This window comes from Rugamonas sp. FW305-51, assembly GCF_058786935.1.
Map to the genome: position 1 here is coordinate 147,047 of NZ_JBYSZG010000008.1, position 15,817 is coordinate 162,863.

Annotated in this window: 14 protein-coding genes; 2 read left to right on the top strand and 12 right to left on the bottom strand. The window is 66.2% G+C overall.

Going from position 1 to position 15,817, the window contains the following annotated elements; translation table 11 throughout:
• Nucleotides 1–5 precede the first annotated feature (5 nt).
• Nucleotides 6–923 carry a muramoyltetrapeptide carboxypeptidase gene (gene ldcA / locus AC3WOS_RS08555; RefSeq protein WP_492715478.1) on the top strand — a complete coding sequence of 306 codons (918 nt, stop codon included), beginning with the start codon at nt 6–8 and terminating at the stop codon, nt 921–923.
• A complete protein-coding gene (locus AC3WOS_RS08560) occupies nt 916–2,193 on the top strand; it encodes an NAD(P)/FAD-dependent oxidoreductase (protein ID WP_492715479.1) in 1,278 nt (425 codons plus the stop codon). The genes ldcA and AC3WOS_RS08560 overlap by 8 nt, the downstream gene beginning before the upstream one ends.
• Here the strand turns inward: AC3WOS_RS08560 and AC3WOS_RS08565 are convergent.
• The 12 genes from AC3WOS_RS08565 to AC3WOS_RS08620 form a co-directional block, all read right to left on the bottom strand.
• On the bottom strand, nt 2,093–2,521 hold the full coding sequence (locus tag AC3WOS_RS08565) for a nucleotidyl transferase AbiEii/AbiGii toxin family protein (protein ID WP_492715480.1): 429 nt from the start codon (nt 2,519–2,521) through the stop codon (nt 2,093–2,095). The genes AC3WOS_RS08560 and AC3WOS_RS08565 overlap by 101 nt on opposite strands.
• Nucleotides 2,494–2,970: a helix-turn-helix domain-containing protein gene (locus AC3WOS_RS08570; RefSeq protein ID WP_492715481.1), complete on the bottom strand. Its 477-nt coding sequence runs from the start codon at nt 2,968–2,970 to the stop codon at nt 2,494–2,496. Before AC3WOS_RS08570 ends, AC3WOS_RS08565 begins: the two co-directional genes overlap by 28 nt.
• A 178-nt stretch (nt 2,971–3,148) precedes the next feature.
• Nucleotides 3,149–4,405, bottom strand: coding sequence for a maltoporin (locus AC3WOS_RS08575; RefSeq protein ID WP_492715482.1), 1,257 nt, complete (start codon nt 4,403–4,405; stop codon nt 3,149–3,151).
• Nucleotides 4,406–4,494: 89 nt separating this feature from the next.
• Nucleotides 4,495–5,976, bottom strand: a complete 1,482-nt coding sequence (gene glpK / locus AC3WOS_RS08580; protein WP_492715483.1) for a glycerol kinase GlpK — start codon at nt 5,974–5,976, stop codon at nt 4,495–4,497.
• A 172-nt stretch (nt 5,977–6,148) separates the two neighbouring features.
• Nucleotides 6,149–7,897, bottom strand: a complete 1,749-nt coding sequence (locus tag AC3WOS_RS08585) for an ABC transporter substrate-binding protein (RefSeq protein ID WP_492715484.1) — start codon at nt 7,895–7,897, stop codon at nt 6,149–6,151.
• A 101-nt stretch (nt 7,898–7,998) separates the two neighbouring features.
• Nucleotides 7,999–8,283 carry a DUF2160 domain-containing protein gene (locus AC3WOS_RS08590; RefSeq protein ID WP_492715485.1) on the bottom strand — a complete coding sequence of 95 codons (285 nt, stop codon included), beginning with the start codon at nt 8,281–8,283 and terminating at the stop codon, nt 7,999–8,001.
• A 2-nt stretch (nt 8,284–8,285) separates the two neighbouring features.
• Nucleotides 8,286–9,107: a carbohydrate ABC transporter permease gene (locus AC3WOS_RS08595; RefSeq protein ID WP_492715486.1), complete on the bottom strand. Its 822-nt coding sequence runs from the start codon at nt 9,105–9,107 to the stop codon at nt 8,286–8,288.
• Entirely contained in the window at nt 9,100–9,990 is an 891-nt protein-coding gene (locus AC3WOS_RS08600) for a carbohydrate ABC transporter permease (RefSeq protein ID WP_492715487.1), read from the bottom strand. The genes AC3WOS_RS08595 and AC3WOS_RS08600 overlap by 8 nt, the downstream gene beginning before the upstream one ends.
• Entirely contained in the window at nt 9,987–11,081 is a 1,095-nt protein-coding gene (locus AC3WOS_RS08605) for an ABC transporter ATP-binding protein (protein WP_492715488.1), read from the bottom strand. Before AC3WOS_RS08605 ends, AC3WOS_RS08600 begins: the two co-directional genes overlap by 4 nt.
• Nucleotides 11,068–12,168 (bottom strand): ABC transporter ATP-binding protein, encoded by a 1,101-nt coding sequence (locus AC3WOS_RS08610; protein ID WP_492715489.1) that lies wholly within the window; start codon nt 12,166–12,168, stop codon nt 11,068–11,070. Before AC3WOS_RS08610 ends, AC3WOS_RS08605 begins: the two co-directional genes overlap by 14 nt.
• A complete protein-coding gene (gene glpD, locus AC3WOS_RS08615) occupies nt 12,165–13,745 on the bottom strand; it encodes a glycerol-3-phosphate dehydrogenase (RefSeq protein WP_492715490.1) in 1,581 nt (526 codons plus the stop codon). The genes AC3WOS_RS08610 and glpD overlap by 4 nt, the downstream gene beginning before the upstream one ends.
• 300 nt (nt 13,746–14,045) lie before the next feature.
• Nucleotides 14,046–15,656 (bottom strand): methyl-accepting chemotaxis protein, encoded by a 1,611-nt coding sequence (locus AC3WOS_RS08620; RefSeq protein WP_492715491.1) that lies wholly within the window; start codon nt 15,654–15,656, stop codon nt 14,046–14,048.
• Nucleotides 15,657–15,817 lie beyond the last annotated feature (161 nt).

The window sequence follows — 15,817 nt, forward strand, 5'->3', positions numbered from 1 at the left end:
AATTTTTGAGTACAACCCAAATCGGCATCGCCATCGCCGCACCGGGCGGATACGCGCCCGACGACGCCGCGCTGGAAATGGGCATCGCCCGCCTGCGCGCGCAGGGCATCCTGGTCCACAACTACTACGACTCTTCCCGCAAGCACCTGCGCTTTGCCGATACGGACGCGGGCCGGCTGGCGCAGCTCAACGCCGCCGCCGCCGATCCCGAAGCGCAGATCGTGGTCGCGCTGCGCGGGCAGTACGGCATCAGCCGCATCCTGCCGCAGATCGACTTCCAGGCCATGGCCGACAGCGGCAAGCTGTTTGTCGGCTACAGCGACTTCACGGCCTTCCACATGGGGCTGTGGAAGAATACGGGCCGCGCCAGCTTCGCCGGACCTATGATGTGCGACGACTTCATCCGCGACGAGCCGGTCGAGTACACGCTCAGGCAGTTCTGGGACTGCCTGCGCGGGCCCATGCACCGGGTGCGCGGCACGGCGCAGGGCAATCCGCCGGTGGACGTGCGCGGCCGGCTGTGGGGCGGTAACCTGGCCATGCTGGTGCACATGCTGGGCACACCGTTCTTCGCCCCCATCGAGGGCGGCATCGTCTACCTGGAAGACATCAACGAACATCCGTACCGGGTCGAGCGCATGGTGCTGCAGATGCTGTACGCGGGCGCGTTCGAAGGCCAGCAGGCGCTCGTGCTGGGCGACTTTTCCGGCTACCGCCTCAACCCCGCCGACAACGGCTACGATTTCGACACCATGCTCGCCTTCTTGCGCGAACGCCTGCCGATACCGGTGCTGACCGGGCTGCCGTTCGGCCACATCAAGGAACGCTGCACGCTGCCCTACGGCGGCATGGGGCACCTGGTATCGGATGCCGACGGATTCGACCTGACCGTCGGCGACTACCCGACGCTGGCCCGTGCCTGAGCGGCTGTCCGGCGAAAATTACTACCGCGCCAGCGCGGACACACCGGTATGGCCGGCGCTGGCGGGCAGCACATCCGCCGCCGTGTGCGTGATCGGCGGCGGCTTTGCCGGCCTGTCGACGGCGTTGTCACTGCTGGAGCGGGGCGAAAAACATGTGGTGCTGCTGGAAGCGGAAGCGGTGGGCCATGGCGCCTCGGGCCGCAACGGCGGCTTCGTGTTCGGCGGCTATTCGCTTGGTGAACGCAGCCTGCTGGACGCGGCAGGCGATGCCCGGGGCGCCCAGCTTTACCGCCTGACGCTGGACGCCGTCGACCTTATCCGCCGCCGCATCGAACGCTACGGCATTGCTTGCGACGCCACGCACGGCGGCATCTACCTGGCCAACTGGTTCGACGACGAGCGCATCCTCGACGACCAGCAGCGCTTCATGGCCGACAAGCTGGGCGTGCAGTGGCAGCGCGTGGGCCGCAAGGAATTCGCGGAGCGCGTCCACAGCGAGCGCTATTTCGGCGCCCTGTACGAATCGAATGCTTTTCATTTCCACCCGCTCAAATACGCGCATGGCCTGGCCCGGGCGCTGACGGACGGCGGAGCCCAGGTGTACGAGCAAAGCCGCGTGACCCGCATCGTGCGCGAAGGCGAGGGCTGGTCTGTACGCACGGCGCAGGGCGCGGTCCATGCGCGCGAGGTGGTGGTGTGCTGCGGCGGCTATATTGAACGGCTGTATCCCAGGCTGGCCGGCGCCATCCTGCCGATCGCCACCTACGTGATGGTGACGGAGGCGCTGGGCGAGCGCCTGCGAACGGCGCTCGACACCAACGCCGCCGTCTACGACACACGCTTCGCTTTCGACTACTACCGGCCGCTGGCCGACAGCCGCCTGCTGTGGGGCGGGCGCATCTCGATCCGTGACCGCAGCGCGCCGGACGTGGCGCGGCTGCTGTACCGGGACATGCTCAAGGTGTATCCGCAACTGGCAGGCACGCGGGTCGACTATGCCTGGAGCGGCATGATGAGCTACGGCCGCCACAAGATGCCGCAGCTGGGGCGCTTGCCCGAAGGGCTGTGGTACGGCATGGGCTTCGGCGGCCACGGCGTGGCGCCCACCACCTTGTCGGGAGAAGTGCTGGCCCGCGCCATCCTGGGCGAGCGCGCCGACCTTGACCGCTTCAGCCAGTGGGGCCTGCCCGCCACGGGCGGCCCCGCCGGCCTGCTGGCCGCGCAGCTGACCTACTGGTACTACGAGCTGCGCGACTGGATGCGGCAGTAGGCTCGATTTCACCCTCGTCAAGAAACAGTTTGACATAACCGGCCGCTTCCACGTAGTCATTGGTGATCGATGCGGCGATATCGCTCAGGCGAGGCGTCACATAGCCCAGTGACTGTGGATCCGGCACGAAGATGTCGACGTCTTTGCTGGAACGGTGACCGAAACGTAGCATGAGCGCAGTCCCGCCGCCAAATGTCCAGAACGGTTCGTCTCGGCCGTATATGGCGATCTCATCGATGATCGCCATCGCTTTCGAAAATAGTATTTCCCAGTTTGCGGGAACTACAGGCGTGCCGGCCATTACCAGACCGTCCTGCACACTTTCCATTGCGTCGCCCACGCGCTTAAATGCTTCATGATCTTTCGGGCCGGGACGCCGGGCGTGGCGGCCTCGGAAACTGCTCTGACGACAAGGGGTAGGGGGGTCTCGTCCAGCAATGCCATCAGATGTGGATGAAATTGCTCGGGCGCTTGGCCAGTGCGAAGCATTATCGCCAGCATGTCGGAAGTTAATACATCGCGGTAACTAGTGCTGGCGCTGCGTGCAGCGACCGTCAACGCACTTGTTATGTGGAATGGTTGTACCGTTTCCACGTTGATACTCAAGACATCCAAAACGGACTTCAGTTTGGTATAGCTAAGATCCTTCACCGTCCCCTTTTCCAACTGGTTGATGGTCACACGGGATAGCCCGGCAAACTTGGCCAGCTGTTCCTGCGATAAGCCGGTGCAGACACGGCTGTCGTGAATTTTGACACCGATTTCGGCCAAGTTCATTTCCGTATCCATTTCTGTTAAGTATATTTAACATTTTAGTGCGGATAAAAGACTTGCCTAGTTCTTTTTTCGGGCTGTAGTGCATGCCGCTGTCAGGCAGATTCCCCGCAGACGCGACTAGCGCCGTCAGCCGCCCGTGACGGCAAATGCGGCTTATCGGCGCTAGTCAGGTTGATGCTTAGAACCAGGCTTCCACCTGCAAACCGGCGGACGTGCCGCTGGTGTTGCTGCCGTAGACAGCGCCGGAATTATTGTTGGCGTTGACGGCGGCGCGGGCGGCGTCGTTCCACTTGCCATAGGTGATGAAGGCGCGCAGTTCCGGACGGTCCCAATAGCCCTTGCCGGCCGTGATGGTCGGCGCGAACGTCACCTTGGTCAGGCGCAGCGTGTCGGCGCCCGGCTGGGTCACGCGGTGGGTGCCGATTTCCATCTGCAGCTTGAAGTGGTTGTTGAGCGCGTACGCGGGGCGGGCGCCCAGCGTGGTCCAGGTGCTCGAACCACCGGCGTCGGACTTGTCGTGCTGGGCCAGCGCCACGAATTCCATGCTGAACTCCGGCGTCGGCTGCACCACCAGGTCGTCGAAGATGCGGCTGCGTTTCACGTCCGAGGTGAGGGTGGTGCTGCCGGCCGCGCCCATGCGGTCGTTGCCCACGCCGATGCCCGTGCCCGGGCCGACGCCATACTGCACGCCGAAGGTGTTACTGCCGCCGAATACCTTGTCCTGCTTGTGCAGCGCGGTCAGCTGCCAGCCGCCGTGCTTGCCGTCGCCCTGGGCCGAGATCAGCGACGCGGCCAGGTCGATGCTGCCGCCGGCGTTCACCGGCAGGCCTTCGTAGATGAAGTTCTGGCGGATGGCGGCGTTGGTGTTGGTCACCAGGCCCGTGTTCGGATCGATGACGTTGCTGTCGTTGTCCTTGAACACGGCGTAGCTGAACTTGCCCGGACCGGCCTTGATGGCGTCGATACCGCCGCCGGTGCCGTTCAGGTTGATGTACTGCAGGTCCAGCATGTGGATGTCGGGACGGTAGTAGTAGCGCTTGCCGATCCAGGCCACGCCGCCGTTCAGGAAATCGAGCCCTTTCGCTTCCACATAGGCCTTGGCCAGGCCCAGCTTGGCGTCGCCGAAATCGGAGCCGGAGTTGTACTCCGTGCCCCACAGCGTGGCGACAAAGCTGACGCCGTCGGCCGACTTGGCCACTTCATGGGTGTAGCCGCCTTCGAAATAGGCGTCGCACTCGTTGCCGAGACGGTATTTCATGGTGTTGCCACCGAGGCCGTAGCAGCTTTGCGGGCCGTGGCCCGAGCTGGTGCCGGCGCCGGCGCGCAGGTAGCCGTGGAAGCCTTCCTCATCGTGACCAGCATCGGCGCGGACAGCGCCGCTTGCCAGTGCGGCCGCGATGGCCAGTGGCAGCAATTTCAACATCCCTTGGTTCATGCCTTATCTCCCTTTCTGATTGTTGTGGTGTACAGCACCACGCTCTGTGAACCTGGTCGGTTCGAATCCGGGGTCTTGCATTGAAATGATCAGGCGGGGCGCACCTGGCCGATGGCGCGCTCCCAGTTGTGCATGCGTTCCTGGGCCTGGGCCCGCTCCATGGCCGGCTCGAACACGCGCTCGACCCGCCATTGCGCGGCCAGTTGTTCCTGGTTGCGATAGACGCCCGTGGCCAGGCCGGCCAGGTAGGCCGCGCCCAGCGCCGTCGTCTCCGTCACTTGCGGACGCAGCACGGGGATGCCGAGCAGGTCGGCCTGGAATTGTAGCAGCAGGTTGTTGGCGCAGGCGCCGCCGTCCACCCGCAATTCCGTGATGGGGGTGGCGGCGTCGGCCATCATGGCCTGCAGCAGGGCCGCGCTCTGGAACGCGATCCCTTCCAGCGCGGCGCGCGCGATGTGGGCTTGGGTGGTGCCCCGGCTCAGGCCCAGGATGGCGCCCTTGGCCGACGGCACCCAGTACGGCGCGCCCAGTCCCGTAAAGGCGGGCACGAACACCACGCCGCCCGAATCGGGCACGGAGGCGGCCAGCGCCTCCACTTCGGCCGTGCTGTTGATGGCCTTGAGGCCGTCGCGCAGCCATTGCACCACGGCGCCGCCGACGAACACGCTGCCTTCGAGCGCGTACTGGCGGCTGGCGTCCGCCTGGCAGGCGGCGGTGCTGATCAGGCCATGCTGCGAATCGGCGCATTCCGTGCCCGTATTGAGCAGCATGAAGCACCCGGTGCCGTAGGTGTTCTTGGCCATGCCGGGCTTGAAGCAGGCCTGGCCGAACAGGGCCGACTGCTGGTCGCCCGCGATGCCGGCGATGGGCAGGGCGGCGCCCAGCCACTGGGCATCCGTGCTGCCATACTGGTGGCTCGATGGATGCACTTGCGGCAGCACTTCGGCCGGAATGTCCAGCCAGGCCAGCAGTTCCTGGTCCCAGCAGCCATCGTGGATATTCCACAGCATGGTGCGGGCGGCGTTGCTGACGTCGGTGACGTGCAGGCGCCCGCCTGTGAGGTTCCACACCAGCCAGGCGTCCACCGTGCCGAAACACAGCTCGCCGCGCGCGGCGCGGGCGCGGGCGCCGTCCACGTGGTCCAGTATCCAGGCCAGCTTGGTGGCGGAAAAATAGGGGTCCAGTATCAGGCCCGTCTTGCGGCGGATGGTGTCGGCCAGGCCGTCGGCCCGCAGCCGGTCGCACAGCGCCTCGGTACGGCGGTCCTGCCAGACGATGGCGTTGAAGATGGGGCGGCCCGTGGCGCGCTCCCATACGATGGTCGTTTCGCGCTGGTTGGTGATGCCCAGCGCGGCGATGTCGGCCGCCGTGAGGCCAGCCTTGGCCAGCGCCGCGCGGGCGGTGGCCAGCTGGGTGCTCCACAGTTCGTGCGCGTCGTGTTCGACCCAGCCCGGTTGCGGAAAGTGTTGGGTGAATTCCTGTTGCGCGGAGGCGACGATTTCGCCGCTGTCGCGAAAGACGATGGTGCGCGAGCTCGATGTGCCCTGATCCAGAGCCAGCAAATAGGCCATAACGATTCCAGTCCTGCCAATTGGTATTGCGGTTTGATAGACCTGCGCGGTGCGTGCCGGGCGCCGGGCCACGCGGACCGGCACCGGGCGCGCACAGACGCGCAGGCACGCCGGCGCCGGCCCGCCGCATGCCCCGCGGGGCAGCGACGGCCGGCGCCGCCGACGGACGCGATTAACGCACGCGGCCTTCCTTCCACGCCTTGAGCAGCGTGTCGTAGGCGATGGTTTCACCCTTGGGCTTCTCGTCGGACAGCTTGGCCCATGGCGCGCCCTTGTTGCTCAGCCAGGCGGCGGCGTCCTTCGGCTCGTTCAGCTTGGGCGAGCAGTTCTTCATGCCGGCGCGCTGCAGGCGCGACAGGATGCCGTCCATTTCCGTGGCCAGGTTATCCATCGCGCCCTGCGGCGTTTTCTCGCCCGAGATGGCGGTCGAGACGTTCTTCCACCACAGCTGTGCCATCTTCGGATAGTCGGGCACGTTGTTGCCGGTCGGGGTCCAGGCCACGCGCGCCGGGCTGCGGTAGAACTCGATCAGCCCGCCCAGCTTGGGCGCCATCTCCGTCATCGCCTTGGAGCGGATGTCGGAATCGCGGATGAAGGTCAGGCCCACCAGCGATTTTTTCAGCGACACGGTCTTGGAGGTGACGAACTGGCCATACAGCCAGGCGGCGGCCATCTGGTCGGGCGGGGTGCTCTTCAGGTAGGTCCAGGAACCGACGTCCTGGTAACCGTTCTGCATGCCGTCCTTCCAGTACGGGCCGTGCGGGCCGGGCGCCATGCGCCACTTGGGCGTACCGTCGCTATTGACCACCGGCAGGCCGGGCTTGGTCATGCCGGCGGTGAAGGCCGTGTACCAGAAGATCTGCTGCGCCACCTGGCCCTGGGCCGGCACCGGACCGGCTTCGGAGAAGGTCATGCCCAGCGCCTCGGGCGGGGCGTACTTCTTCATCCAGTCCAGGTATTTGGTGAGTGCATAGACCGCGGCCGGCGAGTTGGTGGCGCCGCCGCGGGTGACCGAGGCGCCCACCGGGGTGCACTTGTCGGCGGCCACGCGGATGCCCCATTCGTCGACCGGCAGGCCGTTCGGGATGCCCTTGTCGGCGGTGCCGGCCATCGACAGCCAGGCGTCGGTGAAGCGCCAGCCCAGCGACGGGTCCTTCTTGCCGTAGTCCATGTGGCCGAACACCTTCTTGCCGTCCAGGTCCTTCACGTCGTTGGTGAAGAAGGCGGCGATGTCCTCATAGGCCGACCAGTTCTGCGGCACGCCCAGCTCGTAGCCGTACTTGGCCTTGAACTTGGCCTGCAAGTCCTTGCGCGCGAACCAGTCGGCGCGGAACCAGTACAGGTTGGCGAACTGCTGGTCGGGCAGCTGGTACATCTTACCGTCGGGCGCGGTGGTGAAGCTGGTGCCGATGAAATCCTTCAGGTCCAGGCCGGGATTGGTGTATTCCTTGCCGGGGCCGGCCATGTAGTCCGACAGCACCACGGTCTGGCCGTAGCGGTAGTGGGTGCCGATCAGGTCCGAGTCGTTGACCCAGCCGTCGTAGATCGATTTGCCCGACTGCATGGAGGTCTGCATTTTTTCGACCAGGTCGCCTTCCTGGATCACGTCGTGGATCACCTTGATGCCGGTGATTTCCTCGAACGCCTTGGCCAGGGTCTTCGATTCATAGACGTGGGTGTCCAGCGTTTCCGACACCACGTGAATTTCCTTGACGCCCTTGGCCTTGAGCTTGGCGGCGGCGTCCATGAACCAGGTCATTTCCTTGAGCTGGTCGGCGCGCGACAGGGTGCTTGGCTTGAATTCCGTGTCGATCCACTTCTCGGCCGATTTGCTGTCCGCCCAGGCGGCATTGCCGGACAGACCCAGCACCGCAGCAGCGATCAGGCTTAGCTTGAATGCGGTTTGCTTGCTTTTCTTCATGTCATCTCCACTTGTTGTTGAACTTCCAGGGACTACGGCAAGAGAAACGGAAGGGAGTTTCTTCTTGCTTGACTGCGTCTTACTGCAACTACGAAAGAACCTTAAGCCCACACCATCACGATGGCCAGCGCGGCAAAGCCGAGCGCGGCGCCTATCCATTGGCTCAGGTCGGTCAAGCCCACCCACGCCAGGTTGATGTAGGCGGCCGACAGCAGGCCGATGAACAGGCGGTCGCCGCGCGTGGTGCGCATCGGCAGGAAGCCCTTGCGCTCCACCGTGGGCGAACGCAATTCCCACACCGTCATGCCGGCCAGCATCAGGATGATGCAGCTGAAGAAGATGGCGATCGGCGTCGTCCAGGCCATCCATGCGAAAGTCAATTCCATGCTCACACCCTCCCCATCGCGAAACCTTTGGCAATATGATTGCGCACAAACCAGATCACCAGCATGCCCGGCACCAGGGTCAGTACGCCGGCGGCGGCCAGCACGCCCCAGTCCATGCCGGCGGCCGACACGGTGCGCGTCATGATGGCGCTGATCGGCTTGGCGTTGACCGAGGTCAGGGTGCGCGCCAGCAGCAGTTCCACCCAGCTGAACATGAAGCAGAAGAAGGCCGTCACGCCCACTCCGGCCTTGATCAGGGGCAGGAAGATGCGCAGGAAGAAGCGCGGGAACGAGAAGCCGTCGATGTAGGCCGTCTCGTCGATCTCGCGCGAGATGCCCGACATGAACCCTTCCAGTATCCACACGGCCAGCGGCACGTTGAATAGCATGTGCGCCAGCGCCACGGCGAGGTGGGTGTCCATCAGGCCCACGGTCGAGTAGAGCTGGAAGAATGGCAGCAGGAACACGGCCGGCGGCGTCATGCGGTTGGTCAGCAGCCAGAAGAACATGTGCTTGTCGCCCAGGAAGCGGTAGCGCGAGAAGCCATAGGCGGCCGGCAGCGCCACCAGCAGCGACATGACGGTGTTCATGGCCACGTAGATCATGGAGTTGATGTAGCCGCTGTACCAGGACGGATCGGTGAAGATGGTCTTGTAGTTGTCCCAGGTCAGGTGCCGCGGCCACATGGTGAACACGGACAGCGTTTCCTCGTTGGTCTTGAGCGAGGTGTTGAGCATCCAGTACAGCGGGATCAGGGTGAAGCCCACGTACAGCAGCAGCGTCACGGCCCGCGGCAGGCGGTTGGACTGGTTGGTATTACTCATGCGCGCCTCCGGTGGTGGTGCCGCTGTTGCCGGCACCCTGCATCCAGTTGTAGAGCACAAAACTGAACAGCAGAATAATCAGGAAATAGATCAGCGAGAACGCCGCCGCCGGGCCCAGGTCGAACTGGCCGACCGCCTTTTGCGTCAGGTACTGGCTGAGGAAGGTGGTCGAGTTGCCGGGACCGCCGCCGGTCAGCACGAACGGCTCCGTGTAGATCATGAAGCTGTCCATGAAGCGCAGCAGCACCGCGATCATCAGCACGCCGCGCATCTTGGGCAGCTGGATGTAGCGGAAGATGGCCCAGCGGCTGGCGCCGTCGATCTGGGCCGCCTGGTAGTAAGCGTCCGGGATCGAGCGCAGGCCGGCGAAACCGAGCAGCGCCACCAGCGGCGTCCAGTGCCACACGTCCATCACCAGCACGGTGAGCCAGGCGTCGGCCGTGTGCGAGGCGTAGTTGTAATCGACCCCCAGGCCGTTCAGCAGATAGCCGCCGAGGCCGATGTCGGCGCGGCCGAAGATCTGCCAGATGGTGCCCACCACGTTCCATGGGATCAGCAGCGGCATCGACAGCACCACCAGCGCGGCCGACGACTTCCAGCCCTTGGATGGCATCGACAGGGCCAGGCCCACGCCGAGCGGAATCTGCACCAGCAGCACGCACAGCGAGAACACCATCTGGCGCAGCAGGGCGCCGTGCAGGTCCGGGTCGCGCATGATGGCGCGGAACCATTCCAGGCCCACGAACACGGCCTGGGTCGGACTGATGATGTCCTGCACCGAATAATTCACCACCGTCATCAGGGGCAGGATGGCGGAAAACGCCACGCACAGGAACACCGGCAGGATGAAGAACCAGGCCTTGTTGTTATAGGGCTTGTTCATCGCGCTATCCTTTCATCGTTGCGGAAGAAGATGGTTTGCGGGTGCGCCAGGCGCAGCCAGTGACGGCCCGGCTGCAGCCGCAGGGCGCTGTCGAGCTTGGCCTTGAGCGGCAGGCCGGCCACGGTGCCGGTGGCCAGCTGGCAGGTGCCCAGCTGCTGCACCTGCCAGATGTCGGCCTCCAGCGCGCCGGCGCTGCCGGGCGCGGCCAGCTCGACGAACTCGGGCCGGATACCCATGCTCAGGTCGCCGCCGGCCTGGCGCAGCATGGCCACGGTGGCCGGCTCGAGCGCGAGCCGGTGCGGGCCGATGTGGACCGCGTCCGCCTCGCCGTTCAGCTTGACGGGGTAGAAGTTCATGCCGGGGCTGCCGATGAAGTAGCCGACGAAGGTGTGGTCGGGCCGCTCGAACAGGGCGTCGGGCGTGCCTTTCTGCACGATCTTGCCGTTGGTCATGACCACCACCTCGTCGGCGAAGGTCAGCGCCTCCACCTGGTCGTGGGTGACGTAGATCAGGGTCAGCTTGAGCTGCTGGTGGATCTGCTTGAGCTGGCGGCGCAGCTGCCATTTCAGGTGCGGATCGATCACCGTCAGCGGCTCGTCGAACAGGATGGCGGCCACGTCCTTGCGCACCAGGCCGCGGCCCAGCGATATCTTCTGCTTGGCGTCGGCCGCCATGCCGGCGGCGCGCTGTTGCAGCGCATCCTTCATGCCCAGGATCTCGGCCACCTCATGCACGCGCTGGTGCACTTGCGCCTCCGGCACCTTGCGGTTGCGCAGCGGGAAGGCCAGGTTATCGTACACGCTCATGGTGTCGTACAGCACGGGGAACTGGAACACCTGGGCGATGTTGCGCCCGCGGGTGGGCACTTGCGTCATGTCCTGGCCGTCGAACAGCACCTGGCCGTGCGAAGGTACCAGCAGGCCGGAAATGATGTTGAGCAGGGTGGACTTGCCGCAGCCCGAAGGGCCCAGCAGCGCGTAGGCGCCGCCGTCCTCCCACACCATGTTCATCGGCTGCAGCGCGTAGTCCTGCGGGCTGGCGGGATTGGGACCATAGGCATGGCCCAGGTTACGGAATTCAATGCGCGCCATGGGCGTTCTCCTTGGGTGCGCGCAGCAGGGCGCCGTCGGCGTCGAACAGGAACAGATGCTCGGGGCTGACGCTGGCCTGGACCGGCGCGTCGATGTCGGCCACGTACACGCCCGGCACCTGGGCCACCAGGCTGTTGGCGCCGTGGTGCAGGTGGACATAGGTTTCCGAGCCGCTCAGCTCGGCCAGGTCGACGGTGCAGTCGATGCGGTTGCTGTGTGCGGCGCCGTCGCTCAGGCGCACGTGGTGGCAGCGCACCCCCACCTTGACCGGCTTGGCGGCCGGCAGCGCCAGGTCCGGCGCGGCCACGGCCAGGGCCGGGCCGTTATCGAGGCGCACCGTGCGCTGGTCCTGGATGTGGGCGTCGAAGATGTTCATCGGCGGATCGTTGAAGATGGCGGCCGCCCGGATCGTGGCGGGGCGGTGGTAGACGTCCAGCGTGGGGCCGGTCTGGATGATGCGGCCGGCGTCCATCAGCACCGTGTGGCCGCCCAGCAGCAGCGCTTCCTGCGGCTCGGTGGTGGCGTACACCACGGTGGTATTGCCGTCCTTGAACAGCTCGCTCAGCTCCATGCGCAATTCCTCGCGCAGCTTGTAGTCGAGGTTCACCAGCGGCTCGTCGAGCAGCACCAGCGGCGCGCGCTTGACCAGCGCCCGCGCCAGCGCGCAGCGTTGCTGCTGGCCGCCCGACAGGGCGCCGGGCAAGCGTTCGAGCAGGTGCTCGATGTGCAGCTTGGCGGCGATCTGGCGCACGCGCTGCGCGATCTCGTCGGCCGGGCAGCGCTGCAGGCGCAGCGGCGCGGCGATGTTCTCATACACCGTCATGGCCGGATAGTTGACGAACTGCTGGTAGACCATGGCCAGGTTGCGTTCACGCACGCTCACGCCGGTGACGTCCTTGCCGTCCACCAGCACGCGGCCGGCGCTGGGGGCGTCGAGTCCGGCCATGACGCGCATCAGCGTCGTCTTGCCGGCCTGGGTGGGGCCCAGTAACACGTTGATGTCGCCCGGCACCAGCTTCAGCTCCAGGGGATAAAGATGTGTCTCCGCTCCCACTCTCAGGCTTATATCTTTAAGCTCTAAAATCACTGCACTTCTCCTTGCATCGATAATGCCGCCGGCGGCGACTTGGCCGCTTGCGCGATCCATTGCTGCAGCCGGGCTACGTGATGCGGCTGGCTATGCAGCCCGCATTTGGTGCGGCGCCAGAGCATGTCCTCGGCGCTGCGCGCCCACTCCACCGCCATCAGATAGCGCGCTTCGCGCTCGTACAGGCCGGGCGCCAGCTCCTCGCCCAGGTCGGCCAGGCTGGCCGCGTTGTCCAGCATGCGCCGGGCGCGGGTGCCGTAGCAGCGCGCGTAACGCTGCGCCAGTGCGGCCGGCAGCCAGGGATAGCTGCGCTGGAACTGGCCCAGGAAGCGGGAAAAGTCGCCGTCGGCCACCAGCGCGCCGGGCTGATCCAGGTCGCCGCCGGGCAGCGGCGCGGTGGCCGTCCAGTCCGGCGCGGCGCGACCGAGCCGCCGCTGCAGCATCGCCAGCGCCTCCTCGGCCAGCTTGCGGTAGGTGGTGATCTTGCCGCCCCATACGTTGAGGAAGGGCGGGGTGGCGTCGTCGCATTCGAGCAGGTAGTCGCGCGTGACGGCCGAGGCGTCCTGCGAGCTGTCGTCGAGCAGGGGGCGCACGCCCGAATAGCTGCCCACCACGTCGGCCGGCGCGATCTGCTTGCTGAAATAGCGGTTGGCCATCTGGCACAGGTAGTCCACCTCGCCGTCGCTGATGGTGACCTGGCCCGGCTCGCCCCGGTATTCGAGGTCGGTGGTGCCGATCAGGGTGAACTGGTCCTGGTAGGGGATGGCGAAGATGATGCGCTTGTCCGGATTCTGGAAGATGTAGGCGTATTCATGCTCGAACAGGCGCGGCACGATGATGTGGCTACCCTTGATCAGGCGCAGGCCATGGCCGTTCCTGGCGCCCACGGCCGCATCGGCGAACTGGCCGGTCCAGGGGCCGGCCGCGTTCACCACGGCGCGCGCGCGCACCTCGATGCGGCCGTGCTGCTCGCTGGCGATGCTGGCATGCCAGCCGTCGCCTTCGCGCGCCATGGCCACGCATTTGCTGCGGGTGAGAATGGTGGCGCCCCGTTCGGCCGCGTCGAGCGCGTTCAGTACCACCAGCCGGGCGTCGTCCACCCAGCCGTCCGAATACACGAAGCCCTTGCTGTAGCCGACCTTGAGCGGCTTGCCCGCCTCGTGCCGGCGCAGCGCGATGCCGCTCGAGGCGGGCAGGAATTCACGTTTGGCCAGGTGGTCGTAGAGGAACAGGCCGGCCCGTATCATCCAGGCCGGACGCTGGCTGGCGTCATGCGGCATGACGAAACGCAGCGGGCGCATGATGTGGGGCGCGGCGCGCAGCAGCACTTCGCGTTCCTGCAACGCCTTGCGCACCAGCTTGAATTCATAGTATTCCAGGTAGCGCAGGCCGCCGTGGATCAGCTTGGTGCTGGCGGAGGAGGTGTGTTGGGCCAGGTCGTGCTGCTCGCACAGGATCACGCTCAGGCCGCGACCCACGGCGTCGCGCGCGATGCCGGCACCGTTGATGCCGCCGCCCACGATCAGCAGGTCGCATTGCCGCTGCGCCGCCGGCGGCGTGGCGGGCGCCGTCACCATGGACGGGGCGCCGGCCGCAAGCCGCGCACTGGATGAAAATGTTGGTTTGTTTTCATATCTGAGTCCCTCATCGGTTGGTGCGGGGAGGGGGGCCTCCCCTGCACATGGCGCTGCGACCGGACGCGGAAGCGACGCTGGGCAGCCGGTGATGACCATTGTACGCAATTTCGAAAATTGAACAACAAAAATTTGTGTGTTTGTGTTCGTTTTGGTTCAAACGAACATCGGACCGCTTGCGCGCGGCCCGTTCACCATGGGCGCGGCCCGCCGTGGCGGTGCGCGCGCCGGTGCGCCGCCCCATCAGTGCAGCCGTGGTGCGGCTGCCCCCGCAGCTGCAACGGCGGCGCGCGGCGCCGGCACCAGCCGGAACTGCGACACGGTCTCGCGCAGGCGCTCCGCCTCGCCCTTGAGGCCGTCGGCGGCGGCCGTGCTCTGCTCGACCAGCGCGGCGTTCTGCTCGGTGACGCTGTCGAGATCGCTGACGGCGCTGCCGATCTGGCCGATGCCGGCCTCCTGTTCGGCCGAGGCGGTGGAGATTTCGGCCACGATGGTCGACACCTGGCGCACGCGCGCCACGATGTCGGCCATGGTGGTGCCGGCCTGCGCCGCCAGGCGGCTGCCGCCGTCGACCCGTTCCACGCTGTCCGAAATCAGCACCTTGATCTCCTTGGCCGCCTGGGCGCTGCGCTGGGCCAGGTTGCGCACCTCGCTGGCGACGACCGCGAAGCCGCGGCCCTGTTCGCCGGCCCGGGCCGCCTCGACGGCCGCGTTCAGGGCCAGGATATTGGTCTGGAATGCGATGCCGTCGATGACGCTGATGATTTCCGTGATCTTGCGGCTCGACTCCTGGATCTCGGCCATGCGCCGCACCACTTCGTCCACGGCGGTGCCGCCTGCGCTGGCCACTTCGGCGGCCGAACTGGCCAGCGCGCTCGCTTCGCGCGCCGAGGAGGTGTTGTGACGCACGGTGTTCGTCAGCGCGGCCATCGAGGCGCTGGTGCGCTGCAGGTTGCTGGCCTGCGATTCGGTGCGCGCGCTCAGGTCGAAATTGCCCTGTGCGATCTCGCCGCTGTGCAGCGCCACCAACTCGGCCGACTCCTTGATCTGCACCACCATGGCACGCAGCCCGCCCTGCATTTCCTGCATGGCGCCCAGCAGGCTCTCGTGCTCGCCGGAGCGCACCGCGATGTCTTCGCCCAGGTCGCCGGCGGCGATGCGGCGCGCCACGTGGCGCGCGTAACGCGGTTCGCCGCCCAGCTGGCGCGCCAGCGAGCGTCCTATGCCCAGTCCCAGGCCGGCGCTCAGCAGCACCGCCAGCGCCGCGCCGCCCAGCAGCCCGACGGTGGCCGCGCGGTAGGCCGCCTGCATCGACGCCACGCTGGCGCCGGTGCGCCGGTCCTGCAACTCGATCATGGCCTGCATCTCGCCGATCCAGCGCGTTTGCGGCTCCTGCGCCTTCTCGATCAGGGTTTCGCTGGCTACTTCCTTCATGCCGCGCGTGGCCTGCTCCATCGCCTCGTCGAGCAGCGGCAGCACCACCCCGCGCAGGCGGCCGATGTTGGCGTAGACCTTCTTCTCGTCCTCGCTCACCAGCATCGCCGCCAGCGCCGTGTACAGCGCGTCGAAGCGCTGGCGGGCATCGGCCTGCAGCTTGCGCTGGCGTTCCTGCACCGCGCTGTCGCGCGTGACGATCAGGTCGCGCACGCTGCGCGCCGTTTCCTCCAGCTCGGCGCGCATGCGCCAGGCGGTATCGGTCTTGCGGTTGTTTTCGCTGACGATCACTTCGACCCCGCGCTTGACGGAATTGAGGGCCCACCACGAACCGCCGGCGATCAGTGCCAGCAAGATGGTGGACAGGCCAAAGCCGGCAAACAGGCGTTGGCGCACGGTGAGGTTTTTGTACCAATTCATGATTCATTTCCCCTTCAACACTGGAGCTAGGTCGCTGGACAGGGGCTGGGATGGCGGCGCGGGTGCCCGCCATCGCGCCCGCTGTTTTCGTTGTGGTGGTGCCCGGTCATACCGACCGTTGTTGCGCCGCCGGGTCGGCGGTGGGCGAAGCCGGGCGGGGC

What these genes read in the sequence shown, in the direction of transcription:
- AC3WOS_RS08565 (WP_492715480.1), bottom strand. Translation starts at nt 2,521, where the DNA reads ATGGAAAGTGTGCAGGACGGTCTGGTAATGGCCGGCACGCCTGTAGTT.
- AC3WOS_RS08570 (WP_492715481.1), bottom strand. Translation starts at nt 2,970, where the DNA reads ATGAACTTGGCCGAAATCGGTGTCAAAATTCACGACAGCCGTGTCTGC.
- AC3WOS_RS08575 (WP_492715482.1), bottom strand. Translation starts at nt 4,405, where the DNA reads ATGAACCAAGGGATGTTGAAATTGCTGCCACTGGCCATCGCGGCCGCA.
- glpK (WP_492715483.1), bottom strand. Translation starts at nt 5,976, where the DNA reads ATGGCCTATTTGCTGGCTCTGGATCAGGGCACATCGAGCTCGCGCACC.
- AC3WOS_RS08585 (WP_492715484.1), bottom strand. Translation starts at nt 7,897, where the DNA reads ATGAAGAAAAGCAAGCAAACCGCATTCAAGCTAAGCCTGATCGCTGCT.
- AC3WOS_RS08590 (WP_492715485.1), bottom strand. Translation starts at nt 8,283, where the DNA reads ATGGAATTGACTTTCGCATGGATGGCCTGGACGACGCCGATCGCCATC.
- AC3WOS_RS08595 (WP_492715486.1), bottom strand. Translation starts at nt 9,107, where the DNA reads ATGAGTAATACCAACCAGTCCAACCGCCTGCCGCGGGCCGTGACGCTG.
- AC3WOS_RS08600 (WP_492715487.1), bottom strand. Translation starts at nt 9,990, where the DNA reads ATGAACAAGCCCTATAACAACAAGGCCTGGTTCTTCATCCTGCCGGTG.
- AC3WOS_RS08605 (WP_492715488.1), bottom strand. Translation starts at nt 11,081, where the DNA reads ATGGCGCGCATTGAATTCCGTAACCTGGGCCATGCCTATGGTCCCAAT.
- glpD (WP_492715490.1), bottom strand. Translation starts at nt 13,745, where the DNA reads ATGGTGACGGCGCCCGCCACGCCGCCGGCGGCGCAGCGGCAATGCGAC.
- AC3WOS_RS08620 (WP_492715491.1), bottom strand. Translation starts at nt 15,656, where the DNA reads ATGAATTGGTACAAAAACCTCACCGTGCGCCAACGCCTGTTTGCCGGC.